The sequence below is a fragment of the Kitasatospora sp. NBC_01560 genome, assembly GCF_045208415.1.
In the GTDB taxonomy this organism is placed as follows: Bacteria; Actinomycetota; Actinomycetes; order Streptomycetales; family Streptomycetaceae; genus Kitasatospora.
Window position 1 is genome coordinate 3,260,469 of record NZ_CP109364.1, and the last position, 15,866, is coordinate 3,276,334.

A 15,866-nucleotide genomic window follows, 5' to 3' on the forward strand; every position below is an offset into this window, starting at 1 on the left:
TACCCGACCCCCGATCCCCTCCAAAGGTTGACGTGTCGCACGGGAACACGCCGGTCGACGTGTCGCGAATCACACCGATTTGCCCTTCTCTGCGTAGGACAAGGATGCTTCGGGTGGTCCCGGCCCACAGGCCGTACGCGTGCCCGAGATGCGAACGGCATTCGGGTCCACGCGTGTGCGGGCGTAGAGTCTCCTGTTGGCCCTCACCCCGACCGCCCGCCATCGGACGGTCGGGCAACCAGGTCGGACCACCTCTTTTCGTAACACCCGGCGGTGCGCGGTGCAGGCAACAGCGCCTGATCCGCTCGCCGCCAGACCGTCCCGCCCACCAGGCGGAACGGTTACCGATCGGTAGAGATGACGGATCTCCGAGCGCGGTAGCACGATGGAGGCGGCGCGACACACCTCAGTTTCGACCGACAGTGAAGGAACAGCGTGGCTTCCGGATCCGATCGCAACCCGATCATCATTGGCGGCCTTCCGAGTCAGGTCCCGGACTTCGATCCCGAGGAGACCGCGGAATGGCTGGAGTCGCTTGACGCGGCCATCGACGAGCGGGGGCGCGAGCGCGCCCGCTACCTGATGCTCCGCCTGATCGAGCGCGCCCGCGAGAAGCGTGTCGCCGTGCCCGAGATGCGCAGCACGGACTACGTCAACACCATCGCCACCAAGGACGAGCCCTTCTTCCCCGGCAACGAGGAGATCGAGCGCAAGGTCCTCAACGCCACTCGCTGGAACGCGGCCGTCATGGTTTCGCGCGCCCAGCGTCCTGGCATCGGGGTGGGTGGCCACATCGCCACCTTCGCCTCCTCCGCGTCGCTCTACGACGTCGGCTTCAACTACTTCTTCCGGGGCAAGGACGCCGACGGCGAGTCCGGCGACCAGATCTTCTTCCAGGGTCACGCCTCCCCCGGCATCTACGCCCGCGCGTTCCTCCTGGACCGGCTGACCGAGCAGCAGCTCGACGCCTTCCGCCAGGAGAAGTCGAAGGCCCCGTACGGCCTCTCCAGCTACCCGCACCCGCGGCTCATGCCGGACTTCTGGGAGTTCCCGACCGTCTCGATGGGCCTCGGCCCGCTCGGCGCGATCTACCAGGCCCGGATGAACCGCTACCTGGAGCACCGCGGCATCAAGGACACCTCCGCCTCGCACGTCTACGCCTTCCTCGGCGACGGCGAGATGGACGAGCCCGAGTCGCTCGGCCAGCTGTCGCTCGCCTCGCGCGAGGGCCTGGACAACCTGACCTTCGTGGTCAACTGCAACCTGCAGCGCCTCGACGGCCCGGTCCGCGGCAACGGCAAGATCATCCAGGAGCTGGAGTCGCAGTTCCGCGGCGCCGGCTGGAACGTGATCAAGCTGGTCTGGGACCGCAGCTGGGACCCGCTGCTCGCGCAGGACCGCGACGGCGTCCTGGTGAACAAGCTGAACACCACGGTCGACGGCCAGTTCCAGACCTACGCCACCGAGACCGGCGCGTACATCCGCGAGAACTTCTTCGGCGGCGACCTGCGGCTGCGCAAGATGGTCGAGAGCATGACCGACCAGCAGATCCAGCACCTGGGTCGCGGCGGCCACGACCACGCCAAGGTCTACGCGGCCTTCAAGGCGGCCCGCGAGCACAAGGGCCAGCCGACGGTCATCCTCGCCCAGACGGTCAAGGGCTGGACGCTCGGCCCCAACTTCGAGGGCCGCAACGCGACGCACCAGATGAAGAAGCTGACGGTCGAGGACCTGAAGCGCTTCCGCGACCGCCTGCACATCCCGATCACGGACAAGCAGCTGGAGGAGGGCTACCCGCCCTACTACCACCCGGGCCGTGACTCGGAGGAGATCCAGTACATGCACGACCGCCGCCAGGAGCTGGGCGGCTACGTACCGACCCGCAAGGTGCGGCCGCGGCAGCTGGAGCTCCCGGGCGACGACGCCTACAAGGCGGTCAAGAAGGGCTCCGGCAACCAGACCATCGCCACCACCATGGCGTTCGTCCGGGTGCTCAAGGACCTCATGCGGGACAAGGGCATCGGCAACCGCTTCGTGCCGATCGCGCCCGACGAGTACCGCACCTTCGGCATGGACTCGCTCTTCCCGTCGGCGAAGATCTACAACCCGCTCGGCCAGACCTACGAGTCGGTCGACCGCGAGCTGCTGCTGGCGTACAAGGAGTCCCCGACCGGCCAGATGCTGCACGACGGCATCTCCGAGGCGGGCTGCACCGCCTCGCTGATCGCCGCCGGGTCGTCCTACGCGACCCACGGCGAGCCGCTGATCCCGGTCTACGTCTTCTACTCGATGTTCGGGTTCCAGCGCACCGGTGACCAGTTCTGGCAGATGGCCGACCAGCTGGCCCGCGGCTTCGTGATCGGCGCCACCGCCGGCCGGACCACGCTGACCGGTGAGGGCCTGCAGCACGCCGACGGCCACTCGCACCTGCTGGCCTCGACCAACCCGGGCGTCGTCGCGTACGACCCCGCGTACGGCTTCGAGATCGCGCACATCGTCCAGGACGGCCTGCGGCGGATGTACGGCTCGTCGGCGGAGTTCCCGCACGGCGAGGACGTCTTCTACTACATGACCGTCTACAACGAGCCGATCAAGATGCCGGCCGAGCCGGAGAACGTCGACGTCGAGGGCATCCTCAAGGGTCTGCACCGGTACGCGCCCGGCACCGCCGGCCAGATCCCGGCCCAGATCCTCGCCTCCGGCGTGGCCGTGCCGTGGGCCCTGGAAGCCCAGCGCATCCTCGCCGCGGAGTGGAACGTCAAGGCCGACGTCTGGTCCGCGACCTCCTGGAACGAGCTGCGCCGCGACGCGGTGGAGGCCGAGGAGTTCAACCTGCTGCACCCCGAGGAGCAGCAGCGCGTCCCGTACGTGACGCAGAAGCTCCAGGGCGCCGAGGGCCCGTTCGTCGCCGTGTCCGACTGGATGCGCGCGGTGCCGGACCAGATCTCGCGCTGGGTGCCGGGCCAGTACCAGTCGCTGGGTGCGGACGGCTTCGGCTTCGCCGACACCCGTGGCGCGGCCCGTCGCTTCTTCCACATCGACGCGCAGTCGGTCGTGCTGGGCGTGCTCACCGAGCTCGCCAAGCAGGGCAAGATCGACCGCAGCGCGCTGAAGGACGCGATCGACCGCTACCAGCTGCTGGACGTCGCGGCAGCCGACCCGGGTGCCGCCGGCGGCGACGCCTGAGCACACCCTGAGCACCGCTGAGTGCTCCTTGGTGCCGTAAGGGCCGGACTCCCTCCCGGGGGTCCGGCCCTTACGGCGTCCACCCCCGGTGCCCGCCGCGCTCGCCGCGGCCGCCGGGCGGGCGGTACCGGCCCGCGGCCTGCGCGCGGAACGCCGACGGCCCCGGACTCCGCCGAGTCCGGGGCCGCCGTCGGGGCCGGTGTCAGATGTGCACGGCCGGCCCGGCGTCGGTGGCACCGCGGCGGGTGAGCAGCCCGAGGAGCGCGGCCCCGAAGGCGACCACGGCGGCGACCGCGAAGGCGAGCGACATGCCGCTGACGAAGGAGTCGTGGACGGCGCCGGCCATCGCGTCGACCGCCTGCTGCGGGGTGCCGGCCGGGGCGGGCGGGGCGATGCCGAGCTGCGCGGCCTGGTTCAGGCCCGCCGCCTCGGCGCCCTCGACCGGCGGGAGGCCGGCCTTCGCCCAGTTGCCCGGCAGCACGTCGGTGACCTTGGCCGCCATCAGCGCGCCCAGCACCGCGGTGCCGAGGCTGCCGCCGACCTGCATCGCGGCCTGCTGCACGCCGCCGGCCACGCCGGAGAGCTCCAGCGGGGCGTTGCCGACGATCACCTCGGTGGCGCCGACCATGACCGGGCTGATGCCCAGGCCCATCAGGATGAACCAGAGCGCCATCGCGCCGTTGCCGGAGCCGGCGTCCAGGGTGGACATGCCGAACATCGCGACGGTGGTGATCACCATGCCGGTGACGATCGGGATCCGCGGGCCGAGCTTGCCGATCGCGATGCCGGCGATCGGCGAGCCGACGATCATCATGCCGGTCATCGGCAGCAGGTGGACGCCCGCCTCGACCGGCGTCATGCCGTGCACGTTCTGCAGGTAGAAGGTCACGAAGAAGATCGCGCCGAAGAACGAGAAGGCCATCAGCACCATCAGCAGGGTGCCGGCCGACAGCGGCAGCGAGCGGAACAGGCTGAGCGGGACGAGCGGCTCGCGGGCCACCCGCTGCCAGAACGCGAAGGCCGTCATCAGCACGACCGCGCCGATCAGGCAGAGCAGCGTGGCGGGATCGCCCCAGCCCCACTCGGGGGCCTTGATGATGCCGAAGACCAGCGCGAACATCGCCACCGAGAGCAGCACGATGCCGGGGACGTCGAAGGACTTGGCGGCCTTCTCGGCGCGCACGTCCTTGAGGATCCACAGGCCCAGGCCGAGTGCGATCAGGCCGACCGGGATGTTGATGAAGAAGACCGACTCCCAGTTGACGTGCTCGACGAGCAGGCCGCCGACGATCGGGCCGGCCGCGGTGGAGGCGCCGATCACGCCGCCCCAGATGCCGATCGCCATGTTGAGCTTCTCGGCCGGGAAGGCCCCGCGCAGCAGGCCGAGTGCGGCCGGCTGGAGCAGCGCGCCGAACAGGCCCTGGAGGACGCGGAAGGCGATCACCGTCTGGATGTTCCCGGCGAAGCCGATGGCCGCCGAGGTGGCGGCGAAGCCGACCGCGCCGACCAGGAAGGTGTTCTTGTGGCCGAACCGGTCGCCGATCTTGCCGGCGGTGATCAGGAAGACCGCGAGGGCGAGCAGGTAGCCGCTGGTCACCCACTGGATCTCGGACGGCGCGGCCTTGAGGTCGGCCTGGATGACCGGGTTGGCGATCGCGACGATCGTGCCGTCCAGGGCGACCATCATCACGCCGACCGCGACGGTCAGCAGGGTCAGCCAGGGGTGCCCCTGGAGGCCGCCCCCCGACGCGGTCCTGCGCTGCGGCGGAAGGTCCGCCTCGGCGCTCTTGACGACGGACTGGCTCATCTGGGGCCCTCCGGGGCATGGCGGCGAACAGGCATGGGCGTGGCGCCCCGGCCCACCCGTCCCCACGAGTTACCCGGCCCGGCGGGCGCCACGTCGGCAGATTATGTCAGCGACTGTCATTCGGCAAACACTGCCTTATGGCCTGAACTGACATATGTCAGAGCGCTAGAGTTGTGATCAGCCCCGCACCAGCGCACCGCACCCGCGCACCGCACCGATCGACGCCCCACGTCCACGCCCCATGTCCACGCCCTGCCCGGAAGGCCCCGCCATGGCCGCTCAGCCCCTGCTCGCCGCCACCGCACCCGCCGACGGCGCCGGCCAGGGCAGCCAGGCCGCCGGCCCCGGCCTGCGCGAGCGCAAGAAGCAGCAGACCCGGGACGCCCTGATCGAGGCCGCCCACCGGCTGTTCCTCGGCCAGGGATTCGCCCGGACGACCGTGGACGAGATCGCCGCCGCCGTCGACGTCTCCCAGCGCACCTTCTTCCGCTACTTCGCCAACAAGGACGAGGTCGCGCTCGCGGTGCTCGCCGAGGCGGAGGACTACTTCATCGCCCGGCTGCGCGGGCGCCCCGCCGGCGAGAACCCGCTGCAGGCGCTGCGCGCGGCGATCGTGGAGTCCTGGCGCGACCTCGGCTCCCCGCTCCGCACCGGCGCCGGCTCGGTCACCAGCGCGCTGGAGCTGCTCCAGATGATCGAGGAGAACCCCACCCTGCTCGCCGCCCACCTGCGCCGGGTCACCGAGCAGGAGCGCGTGGTGGCCCAGCTGATCGCGGCCCGGGAGGGCCTGGACCCGGCGCGGGACCTGCGCCCCCGGGTGATCGCCGCCGTCTTCGGCAGCGTGCTGCGCGCCGCCCACCTGTCCTGGACGGACGACCAGGAGCAGGGCGGCCCGGACGGGATGATCGAGCTGATCGAGCGTCACTTCGACCAGCTCGGACCCGCACTGGCGAGCGACTGGCGGCAGTGACCGGCCCCGCGCCGCACCACCGACCGCCCCGGGCGGCACCGCCGACCGCCCCCGCGCCGCACCGCCGGCCACACCGCCTCGCCGCACCACCGACCGCCGCGAGGTCGTACCGGAGTGCTACACCGGATCCCGGTCCCCGGTCCGATGACCGCGGCTCCCGGGCGCCCTAGGCTGACCGGATGATCAAGCCGCCCGCCGGGCCGGCCGGGGGCGGCACCGCGACCGCCGCACTCGCCCTGCTCGCCCCGCTCGCCCACCCGTCCACCGACCACGCCCCGCCGCTGGCCCACTCCCCGCACCGCTGGGTACGCGCCCTGCCCCACCTGCTCGTGCTCGCCGCGGTCTGCTCGCTGCTGCCCAGCGCGATCAACGTCCTCGCCCACGACTACGGGCTGAGCGGGGGGCTCGCCGCCGCCCTGGCCGTGGCGCAGACGGTGCCGCTGCTGCTCGCGGTCACCCGCCCGCTGCCCGCCTGGTGGATGATCGCCGGCGCCGACCTGGCCTCCTCCGTCCTGGTGCTGGCCTTCGGCAGCGGCTCGGCGAGCGTGCCCTGGCCGGCCACCGGCCTGGTCGGCTACCTGTTCCTGATGCTGCTGCTCGCACTCCGCGAGCCGCGGCGCGTCCTCGTCCTGGTCTGGCTGGTCACCGGGGCCGTCAGTCTCGCCCTGTCGGTGGTCGGGCTCGGCCGCTCCGGCGGCGACAACAGCGTGCTGGCGCTGGCCCTGACCGGCGCCGTCCTGGTGCTCGGCGGGGCCCTGCGCGAGCGGGCCGAGGCACAGCGGCTGCTCGCCGAGCAGGAGCACATCAGCGAGGCCGAGCGCGAGCGGCGCACGCTGCTGGAGGAGCGTGCCCGGATCGCCCGCGAGCTGCACGACGTGGTCGCCCACCACATGTCGGTGATCGCCGTGCAGGCGGCCAGCGCCCCCTACCGGATCCCCGGCCTCCCGACCGCGGCCGTCGAGGAGTTCACCGCCGTCGCCGGCACCGCGCGCGAGTCGCTGGCCGAGATGCGGCGGCTGCTGGGCGTGCTGCGCAGCGAGGAGTCCGGCGCCGAGACGGCGCCGCAGCCCGGCGTCGGGCAACTGGCGCAGCTGGTCGAGACGGTCGGCCGGGCCGGGGTGCCGGCCGAGCTGGCCGCTCCGCCGGAGCTGGCCGGCACCCTGCCCCCGGCCGTCGACCTCTCCGTCTACCGGATCGTCCAGGAGGCGCTGGCCAACGTCGTGCGGCACGCGCCCGGCGCGCAGGCCTGGGTCTCGCTGGCGGTCGACGACCGGCGCCTGCTGGTCACCGTGGTGAACGGCGCCCCGCCCGCCCGCGCCGAGTCGCTGGAGGCCTCGGCCGAGGGCACCGGCCACGGGCTGGTCGGGATGCGCGAACGGGTCCGGCTGCTGGATGGCAGGCTGGACACCGGCCCGCTGCCGGACGGCGGCTTCAAGGTGGCCGCCGTTCTGCCGTTCGACACCCCGGGGGAGACACCAGCATGACCATCCGCGTGATCATTGCCGACGACCAGGCGATGGTTCGGGCGGGCTTCGCCGCCCTGCTGAACGCCCAGAGCGACATCGACGTGGTGGGCGACGCCCCGGACGGCGCGCAGGCCCTGGAGGTCAGCGGACGCACCCACCCGGACGTGGTCCTGATGGACGTCCGGATGCCCGTCATGGACGGCCTGGAGGCGACCCGCCGGCTGCTCGACCCGGCCGTCCCCGGCGCCCACCGGCCGAAGGTGCTGATGCTGACCACCTTCGACGTGGACGACTACGTGTACGAGGCGCTGCGGGCCGGGGCCGGCGGCTTCCTGCTGAAGGACGCGCCCCCGGCCGACCTGATCGCCGCCGTCCGGGTGGTCGCGGCCGGCGAGGCGCTGCTCGCCCCGTCGGTGACGCGCCGGCTGATCGAGGACTTCGCCCGGACCAGGCCCGCCCCGCGCCGGGACCCGAAGCTGCGGCTGAACGGTCTGACCCCCCGGGAGACGGAGGTGCTGGAGCTGATCGCCCGCGGCCTCTCCAACCAGGAGATCGCCGCCGGGCTGGTCCTCGCCGAGCAGACCGTGAAGACGCACATCGGCCGCATCCTCGGCAAGCTCGGCCTGCGCGACCGGGCCCAGGCCGTCGTCCTCGCCTACGAGTCGGGCCTGGTGACGCCCGGCCAGTGACGCCCGGCCGGTGAGTCCCGATCGGTGACCCGATCAGTGACCCCCGATCGGTGACGCACCACCCGATGACGCGCCGTCCGGTGTCGGGTCGTCCGGTGCCGGGTCGTCCGTGATACCCGGGTAGCACCCGGCAGTTGGCCCCGCGGTGTGACGCCCGCGGGGCCGCCGTCCTCCTACCTTCCTCTCCGTCGGCAACGAACGGACAAGGGAGAGCACGGACATGCGGCAGCCCCGTACCCACCACAGGCCCCGGCGGATCCGGCGGGCCGTCGCCGCCGCCGCGGTCGCCCTGGCCACCGTCCTGGGCGCGGGCGGCTGGGCCGCCGGCGCCCAGCAGGCCGTCACCGGCCCGCCGCCCGGCAGTGCGGCCTGGGTCGCGGACACCGCCCTCGGCCTCCGGCTGCCCGATCCGGGCACCGCCTCCGCCGCCGAGGTCGCCGCACTCTTCGCCCGGCTGCCGCCGGCCGCGCAGGACGCCCTGGCCGTCCGTCACCCGCTGGTGGTCGGCAACCTGGACGGCGCCCCCGTCGCGCTCCGGTACCGGGCCAACGCGCTGGCCCTCGCCGAGGAGCGCGACCGCCGGCTGGCCACGGCCGCCGACCCGGCGGCCACCCCGCAGGACCGGGCCGACGCCCGCGACCGCGCCGAGCGCTACCGCACCCTGCTCGACGGCGGCCGGCAGATCCTCGCCTTCGACCCGCGCGGCCGCGGCCAGGTCGCCGAGGTGTACGGCGACCTCGCCGCCGCCCGCCGGACGGCCGTCGTCGTCCCCGGCTCCGACATCGACCTGGACAGCTTCGACCGGCCCACCGACCCGTACGGCACCCCGGCCGGGATGGCCCGCGAACTGTACGGGGCCACCGGCCGGCAGACCGCGGTGATCGCCTGGGCCGGCTACACGACCCCGGTCGGGCTCGGCCCGGACGCCGCCACCGAGACGCTCGCCCGCGCCGGGGCGCAGCGGCTGGGCCGGCTGCTCGACGGACTCGCCGTCAGCACCGCTCCGGAGGCGCCCGCCACGGTGTTCTGCCACAGCTACGGCTCGGTGGTCTGCGGGCTGGCCCGGCCGGGGCCGCGGCAGGCCTCCGGCGTGGTGGTGCTCGGCTCCCCCGGGATGGGCGTCGGCTCCGCGGCCGGCCTCGACCCCGCGGTACCGCTCTGGGCCACCGAACGCAACGGCTCCGACTGGATCGGCAACGTGCCCAACGTCTCCGTCCTGGGCCTCGGCCACGGCGCCGATCCGACCGGCCCCGGCTTCGGCGCCCGCCTGCTGCCCGCCACCGGATCCCACGGCCACACCGGCTACTTCGCCCCCGGCACCGCCTCGCTGGCCGCCTTCGCCGCGGTCGCCCTCGGCCACTGAGGCACACGCGGCCGGTCCGGCCGCGCCCGGCAGCGCCCGACCACGCCCGACCACGTCAGAACCGTCCGCACCCACGCCCACCCGGCCCGACCGAGGGAGCAAACGCCGTGCCCCGTCCGCTCACCGCCCTGCGCCGCACCGCCGCCCGGATCGACGCCCGCACCCCCGAAGGCCGCGACCGCGCCCTGGACGGCCTGCGCGCCCTCGCCCTGCTCGCCGTCCCGGTCGGGCACTGGATGCTCGGCGGCCTCACCCGCTCCCCCGACGGCGCCCTGCACAACGCCAGCCCGCTCACCTCGCTCGGCTTCTTCGCCCCGGTCAGCTGGGTGCTGCAGATGCTCGGCGTCTTCTTCCTGGTCGGCGGCCACTCCGCCGTCCACTCGCTGGAGCGGGCCCGGGCCCGCGGGGTCGGCCACGCCGCCTGGCTGCGCGGCCGGGCCGTCCGGCTGCTGCGCCCCGTCCTCGGGGTGGCCGCCGTCTGGGCCGTGCTGATCCCGCTGCTGCAACGGCTCGGCGTGCCGGGCGACACCGTGCGGACCGGTTCGGTGCTGGTGGTGCAGCCGCTCTGGTACATCGCGGTCCACCTCGGGCTGACCGCGCTCACCCCGCTCTGCGTCACCGCCGCCCGCCGGCTGCGCGGCTGGTCGGCCGGCGTCCTGGTCGCCGCGGTCGCCGCCGTCGACCTGCTGCGGTACGGCCCGTGGGCGGACGCCGTGCCCTCCTGGATCGGGCTGCTGAACATCCTGCCGGGCTGGCTGTTCGCCTACCAGCTGGGCGTGCTCTGGGCCCGGGGGCAGCTGGGCCGGCCGGCCGCCCGGCTGCTGCTGCTCGGCGGCGGCGCGCTGTTCGCCGTCCTGCTGCTGGTCTTCCACTACCCGGCCAGCATGGTCGGCGTGCCGGGCGCCGGGCGGACCAACTCGCACCCGCCGTCCCTGCTGGTCCTGGCCCTGGCGGCAGTGCAGTGCGGCGCCGCGGTACTGCTGCGCGAGCGGCTGGGCCGGCTGCTGGAGCGCCGTCCGCTGCTCTGGCTGCCGGTGGCGGTGGTCAACCTCTCGGCGATGACGATCTTCTGCTGGCACCAGAGCGCGATGCTCGCCGTCGCGGTGCCCGGGGCGGCGGCCCTCGGCACGGTGCCCGGGCTGACCGGCGCCCCGGACTCGCTCGGCTGGGTGGCGGCCCGGCTGGCGCTGCTCCCGCTGTTCGGCGCGGTGCTGGCCCTGATCGGCCTGTTCACCCGCCGCTTCGACGGCCCGTGGACGGTGTTCTCGCGGACCTGGAAGGCGGTGGCCGGCGCCGCGGCGGCGCTCTTCGCCGCGTACGCACTGGGCGTGGTCTGAGCCGGCGGGCTCCGGCCGGGTACCGCCGGGAGCAGGCCGGGGGAACCGGCGCGGGAGATCGAGGGACTGACGGGGCGTGAGCCGTTCGGGCGCACGCCCCGTCCGTTCGGCGACACGCGCCCGTCGAAGCACGGGAGTCCGCATGCGAACCACCACGCGCCGTGATCTCCTGTGACCGTCGGCGACGACTGCTCCGCCCGGCCCCTCCCACGGCCCGGACGCCCGCACCCGCCGGCCCCTCCCCCGACCCTCCCGACGTCCCCCCTTGCGAGGAGTCCCATGTCCCTGTCCCCGCCGCGGCCGCAGCGCCCGTCCCGGGCCCGCCGGCTGTCCGCCACCGCCGTGGTCTGCGCACTCGCCGCCGGCACCGCCCTGGCCGGCGCCGCCCCGGCCGGCGCCCTGGTCCGGGCCCACGGTGCCGACGAACCCGCCGGCACCGCCCCGCACATCACCTCGCCCCGGGTCCTCGCCGAGCTGCGGGACGACGAGGTCGCGGCGCTCGGCCCGGAGCACGCGGAGGAGCACGCCCGGGCCCGCGCGGCCGTCCGCGGCATCGGCGACTACCCGCAGACCACCCGGACCAACCGGCTCAAGGCCCTGACGGACTCCCAGACCGGCATCAACGCCGCCTTCGACCCGACCGTCTTCGGCGCGTTCAAGGAGTACTTCCCCTCCCCCGAGTTCGCCGCGCACATCGCCATGCTGCCGACCGGCAAGGTGCTGCTGTTCTCGTTCGAGCGGATCGAGACCAACCCGGAGAAGGAGCCCGCCCCGACCCAGACCACCGGCAAGGAGAACGCCGGCCGCGCCTTCCTCTGGGATCCGGCCAGGGGCACCGGGGCGGACGCCTTCAAGAAGGTCACCCCGCCGGTGGTCGACATGCCGGACGGCCTGAACGAGCCCCGCCCGGCGCCGTTCTTCTGCGCCGGCCACTCCTTCCTGCCCAACGGCATGCTCGGCGTGTTCGGCGGCAACCTCGGCGGCAACGGCGGCACCGGCGCCAAGCTCTCGCTGGTCTTCGACCCGTGGACGGAGACCTGGACCCGCAACCCCGACATGTCCGTCGGCCGCTGGTACCCGTCCGTGGTGACCGGCGCCGACGGCCGGCAGCTCATCATGTCCGGCCAGTCCGAACTGGGCTGGGGCACCCCGACCCCGGTGGTGGAGCGCTTCCCCGCCAAGGGCTACCCGGTGCCGCACCTGAAGACCGAGACCCCGAAGAACACCCCGGTCGACCGCTTCCGGGCCGACGCGCCGTTCAGCCTGGACTACCCGCACCTGTTCTCGCTGCGCGACGGCAACATCTACGGCTTCGGCCGCCACCCCGACGAGCAGTGGTCCTTCGACCCGGTCAACGAGACCCGCAGCGACCTCCAGGCCCGCCCGGACGGCAAGAAGCGCAACTACGGCTCGGCGATCCCCCTGCCCGGCGGCCCCAACGGCCCGGACTCCGCGCTGATCCTCGGCGGCGACCGCGACAACCCGAGCACGCTGCGGTTCTCCAACGGCACCTGGACGGCGGAGAAGTCCCGCGCGTTCGGCCGCACCCAGGACGACACCCTGCTGCTGCCCAACGGCACGCTGATGACCGTCAACGGCGCGTACGACATCCGCGACTACGGGAACGGGCCCTACAACCCCAACGCCGACCTCAAGTACCGGCAGACCGAGCTGCGCGACGCGCAGGGCAACTGGCGGCTCGGCCCCGTCCAGCGGCTGCCGCGCGGCTACCACTCCAACGCCGTGGTCCTGCCCGACGGGCGCGTCATGGTGACCGGCGACGAGCTCCAGCAGCTCGCCAACGACCCGGACATCAAGGACGACATGAACGGCACCATCGAGATCTTCGAACCGGCCTACCTGCACCAGGGCAACCGGCCCTCGCTCGACCGGGCCCCGACCACACCGATCGGCTACGACAAGAAGTTCCTGGTCACCACCACGACCCCGGAGCGCGCCGCCAAGGCCGTCCTGCTCTCGCCGACCACCGCGACGCACTCCGTCAACACCAGCCAGCGCCACGTCGAGCTGCGGCTCAGCAGCCGAGCCGGCAACCGGCTGGAGTTCCAGGCGCCGCCGGACGCCAAGGCGGCGCCCCCCGGCTGGTACATGCTCTTCCTGCTCAACGACCAGGGCGTGCCCTCCGTCGCCCAGTGGGTGCAGCTCGGCCCGACGGCCTGATGCCGCCCCCGCCCCACCCATCCACCCACCCGACGGAGGACAACCACCCCATGGCAACGGATCTGAGACTGCGCGAGAGCGATGAGATCCAGGGCGACATCGTCGCCGGCTTCAAGAAGGACAACGTCACGCTGCTGTTCCTGAAGTTCGAGGACGCGGCCCGGGCCCGCGACTGGCTGCGCGTACTGGCCCCGCAGATCGCCACCACCCGCCAGGTCGCCGACTTCAACGAGGCGTTCAGCCGGGCCCGGCGGACCTCGGGCGGCGACGACCCCAGCTCGCTCAGGGCCACCTGGCTGGGCGTCAGCCTCACCTACGAGGGCCTGCGCGTGCTCTCCGCCACCGACCCGTTCGAGCAGGCCCCGCCGCCCGGCAGCGGCCTGGAGGCCTTCAAGGAGGGCTCGGCCAAGCGGGCCGGCGCGCTCGGCGACACCGGCGACAACTCGCCGGAGAACTGGCTCTTCGGGAACGGCCGGACCCAGCCCGTGCACGCGGTGCTGACGATCGCCTCGGACACCGAGCAGGACCTCGCGGCCGCCGTCACCGCCCAGCGCGAGGCGGCCGCCGAGGCCACCATCCTGATCATCTTCCAGCAGAACGCGAAGACCCTGCTCGGCAGCCGCCGGGGCAAGGAGCACTTCGGCTTCAAGGACGGCATCAGCGAGCCCGGCATCCGCTTCTTCGACCGGCCGGACCCGGCCGACCAGGAGCAGGTCGAGGGCCACCCGGGCACCCGGATCGTCCCGGCCGGCGAGTTCGTGGTCGGCGAGGAGCCCGCCCCCGGCAGCTTCACCGACTTCCCCGCGTGGGCGCGCAACGGCTCCTTCCAGGTGGTCCGCCGGCTCGCCCAGGACGTCCCCGGCTGGTGGTCGCAGGTCTCGGTCAAGCTCAAGGAGCTCAAGCAGGCCAAGGCCGTCCCGGACACCGCCACCGCCGAATGGCTGGCCGCCCGGCTGGTCGGCCGCTGGCGCTCCGGCGCGCCGGTCTGCAAGCACCAGGACCGGGACGTCCCGAACGACCCGAAGGCCTCGTCGGACAACGACTTCGACTACCGGGACGACCTGGAGGGCCTGGTCACCCCGCTCTTCTCGCACCTGCGCAAGACCAGTCCGCGCGCCGGCCTGCAGGCCCCCGACCCCGGTCGGCCCCCGCTCGACGCCAAGGACCTGGACGGCCGGCGGATCATGCGGCGCGGCGCCCCCTACGGCCACCCGTTCGACCCCGCCGCCGAGGGCCCCGGCGGGCCGGACGACCCGCGCGGCCTGCTCTTCGTCTGCTACCAGGCCGACATCGCCCGGCAGTTCGAGTTCATCCAGGCCGACTGGATCGACCAGCCGGACTTCCCGCCCGGGCGCAACCCGCAGCCCGGCAAGGACCCGGTGATCCAGGAGGCCGACGACGTCGACTTCGAGAGCCGCGGCCCGGACGGCGCCGTCCGGCACACCCCGCTGAGCTTCCAGCAGTTCGTCCAGACCCAGGGCTCGGTGTACGCGTTCGCACCGTCCGTCAGCACCCTGAAGGCGCTCGCCGACGGGCGGCTCACCGGGCAGGCGCAGAGCCGGCAGGGCGGCGGGAGCACCCCGAAGCCGGGCCGGGCCTACCCGGCCGACGAGTTCGTGGCCGTACCGGACCAGTGGCGCAAGAGCGGGCAGAGCCAGTTCTGGGCCTGCCACGGCGACCGCTACCGGAAGATCGCGGTGGCCGACGGCCCGGCCCACACCGACCGCACGGTCGAGGCCGACGGCCTGCTGAGCAGCCAGGACTGCCTCCGGGGCATCGGCCGGATCGACTGCGTGCTGCCGATGCCGGACCTCCGGAACCCGGCCGGCAAGAGCTGGTACTGGGTGTTCCACACCACCGGCGGCCGCCAGCAGTACCGCGCCGTCTCGGTCACCTGCGGCAGCACCCACACCGGCGCCCTGGAACGCCCGGACCGCGACCTCACCGCCTGGGGCTCACTCGGCGGGGTCGACCGGGTGGACTGCTTCCTGCCGGTGCCCGACCAGCAGCGGGTCGGCGGCAAGAGCTGGTACTGGGTGTTCCACACCACCGGCGGCCGCCAGCGGTACCGGCTCGTCTCGGTGGCCGACGGCGCCGCGCACACCGACGTCTGCGAGCGCAGCGACCGCGAACTCTCCCAGTGGGGCTCGCTGAACGGGATCGCCGCGGTCGGCTGCTTCCTGCCGGTGCCCGACCAGCAGCGGGTCGGCGGCAAGAGCGAGTACTGGGTGTTCCACGGCGAGAACTACCGCCGGATCTCGGTCTCCGACGGCAGCGGCCACCCGGACCGCCTGGTCACCGGCGACCGCGCCTGCAGCGCCTGGACCTCGCTGTCCTGACCCCCGGCAACCGCCCCGCCCCGCCCCCGGTCCGCGCCACGCACCGGGGGCGGGCGCGCGCCGCCGCCCCGGTGGCCTACGCTGCGGCCATGGTGACGTTCGACGAGTTCCGGGCGATGGCGCTCGCCCTGCCCGAGGCCGAGCAGCAGCCCACCTGGGAGATCGAGACCCTGCGGGTCCGGACGAAGATCTTCGCCATGGGCTCCCCCGACGGCACGACCGTCAGCCTCAAGGCCTCCCGGGAGGACCAGACCGAGCTGATCGCGGCCGACCCCGAGGTCTTCTCCTGTCCCAAGTACGTCGGCCGGCACGGCTGGATCGGCGTCCGGCTCGACCTGGTGGAACCGGAGGAGCTCAGCGGCCTGCTCACCGAGGCCTGGCGGCGCGCCGCGCCCAAGCGGCTGGTCCGGGAGTTCGACGACACTCCCGGGGTGGCGCGGGACGCCGACCGGACACTCCCGGTTCATGTGATCCATCCCACAGTTTGAGGCGGCCCGGTGTTCCTCCGGGCACCCTAGGCTTGCGCAC

The 15,866-nt window shown here is 73.5% G+C and carries 10 protein-coding genes; 9 read left to right on the top strand and 1 reads right to left on the bottom strand.

The window, feature by feature from the left end:
• The first annotated feature begins 435 nt into the window (after nucleotides 1-435).
• Nucleotides 436-3,186 carry a pyruvate dehydrogenase (acetyl-transferring), homodimeric type gene (aceE, locus tag OH807_RS13995; RefSeq protein ID WP_406198261.1) on the top strand — a complete coding sequence of 917 codons (2,751 nt, stop codon included), beginning with the start codon at nucleotides 436-438 and terminating at the stop codon, nucleotides 3,184-3,186.
• A gap of 202 nt (nucleotides 3,187-3,388) precedes the next feature.
• Here aceE and OH807_RS14000 read toward each other — a convergent pair whose 3' ends face one another.
• Nucleotides 3,389-4,993, bottom strand: coding sequence for an MFS transporter (locus OH807_RS14000; protein WP_406198263.1), 1,605 nt, complete (start codon nucleotides 4,991-4,993; stop codon nucleotides 3,389-3,391).
• Between the two features lie 271 nt (nucleotides 4,994-5,264).
• On the opposite strand from OH807_RS14000, the gene OH807_RS14005 reads away from it, so the two are divergent.
• From OH807_RS14005 to OH807_RS14040, 8 genes are all read left to right on the top strand, one after another.
• Nucleotides 5,265-5,963 carry a TetR/AcrR family transcriptional regulator gene (locus OH807_RS14005; protein WP_406198265.1) on the top strand — a complete coding sequence of 233 codons (699 nt, stop codon included), beginning with the start codon at nucleotides 5,265-5,267 and terminating at the stop codon, nucleotides 5,961-5,963.
• Nucleotides 5,964-6,142: 179 nt separating this feature from the next.
• Nucleotides 6,143-7,447, top strand: coding sequence for a sensor histidine kinase (locus OH807_RS14010; protein WP_406198268.1), 1,305 nt, complete (start codon nucleotides 6,143-6,145; stop codon nucleotides 7,445-7,447).
• The gene (locus OH807_RS14015) at nucleotides 7,444-8,118 is read left to right on the top strand and encodes a response regulator (RefSeq protein WP_406198270.1); all 675 of its coding nucleotides are present in this window, start codon (nucleotides 7,444-7,446) and stop codon (nucleotides 8,116-8,118) included. Before OH807_RS14010 ends, OH807_RS14015 begins: the two co-directional genes overlap by 4 nt.
• 220 nt (nucleotides 8,119-8,338) lie before the next feature.
• Nucleotides 8,339-9,481 (top strand): alpha/beta hydrolase, encoded by a 1,143-nt coding sequence (locus OH807_RS14020; protein WP_406198273.1) that lies wholly within the window; start codon nucleotides 8,339-8,341, stop codon nucleotides 9,479-9,481.
• 107 nt (nucleotides 9,482-9,588) lie between these two features.
• Nucleotides 9,589-10,818: an acyltransferase gene (locus OH807_RS14025; protein WP_406198276.1), complete on the top strand. Its 1,230-nt coding sequence runs from the start codon at nucleotides 9,589-9,591 to the stop codon at nucleotides 10,816-10,818.
• A 279-nt stretch (nucleotides 10,819-11,097) separates the two neighbouring features.
• Nucleotides 11,098-12,999, top strand: coding sequence for a galactose oxidase-like domain-containing protein (locus OH807_RS14030; RefSeq protein ID WP_406198278.1), 1,902 nt, complete (start codon nucleotides 11,098-11,100; stop codon nucleotides 12,997-12,999).
• Nucleotides 13,000-13,049: 50 nt separating this feature from the next.
• Nucleotides 13,050-15,338 (top strand): Dyp-type peroxidase, encoded by a 2,289-nt coding sequence (locus OH807_RS14035; protein ID WP_406198280.1) that lies wholly within the window; start codon nucleotides 13,050-13,052, stop codon nucleotides 15,336-15,338.
• Between the two features lie 89 nt (nucleotides 15,339-15,427).
• Complete coding sequence (locus OH807_RS14040; RefSeq protein ID WP_406198282.1) at nucleotides 15,428-15,826, top strand: MmcQ/YjbR family DNA-binding protein; 399 nt, start codon at nucleotides 15,428-15,430, stop codon at nucleotides 15,824-15,826.
• Nucleotides 15,827-15,866: the final 40 nt, after the last annotated feature.